The sequence below is a fragment of the Succinatimonas hippei YIT 12066 genome (assembly GCF_000188195.1).
Lineage (GTDB): Bacteria > Pseudomonadota > Gammaproteobacteria > Enterobacterales > Succinivibrionaceae > Succinatimonas > Succinatimonas hippei.
Map to the genome: position 1 here is coordinate 1 of NZ_GL831078.1, position 605 is coordinate 605.

The 605-nt window shown below is 39.3% G+C and carries 1 protein-coding gene; it reads right to left on the reverse strand.

Annotated elements, in window-relative coordinates:
- Positions 1–97: 97 nt before the first annotated feature.
- Positions 98–478 (reverse strand): GNAT family N-acetyltransferase, encoded by a 381-nt coding sequence (locus HMPREF9444_RS10695; RefSeq protein ID WP_148514459.1) that lies wholly within the window; start codon positions 476–478, stop codon positions 98–100.
- Between the last annotated feature and the right edge of the window lie 127 nt (positions 479–605).

Genomic DNA, 605 nt, shown 5'->3' on the forward strand with positions numbered 1-605 from the left:
TAAGGGGAGGAAACTATGAGGCGGGACCTGATTTGTAAACCAAATTGGTCCCGCAGCCTTAAAGGCTTTCGGATCACAAAAGCAAATTAGGGGGTGATCACCCAAGCGAATCGGATATGTAAAAACTGCGTTTTACCGGATCACTTTGCGCGAAATATCCAATCATGGCAATCAAAGCACTGCCGACTCCTTGCCTTTGAAACTGAGGAAGCACGGAAATCGGCCCCAAACACAAAATCTCATGGCAGCTGCCATCATCTCCTTCAATATAAGATTTTATGTTAATGACATGCCCGACAATCATGCCGGAACTTAGCGCAACCAAATTCAATTGATGTACGAAAGCATGACACCTGCGAATTTTATGCACTAAAAAATGCTCGCAACACCCCGGTGTATACACATTCCAAAACGCCTCTCTCACTACATTTTCAGTTTCTTTTTGTTCTAATATATCTTCTTGTCTTATTTCAATCATGATCTCTTCTTTATCGGACTTTAAATTTATTGGTTGTTTTACAAAAATCATATACTTAATATGAGATTTAAAAGTGAGAAAGGGAAAAAGGAGAACCTGAAATTTACAGTTTAGGTAAAAATCGGAT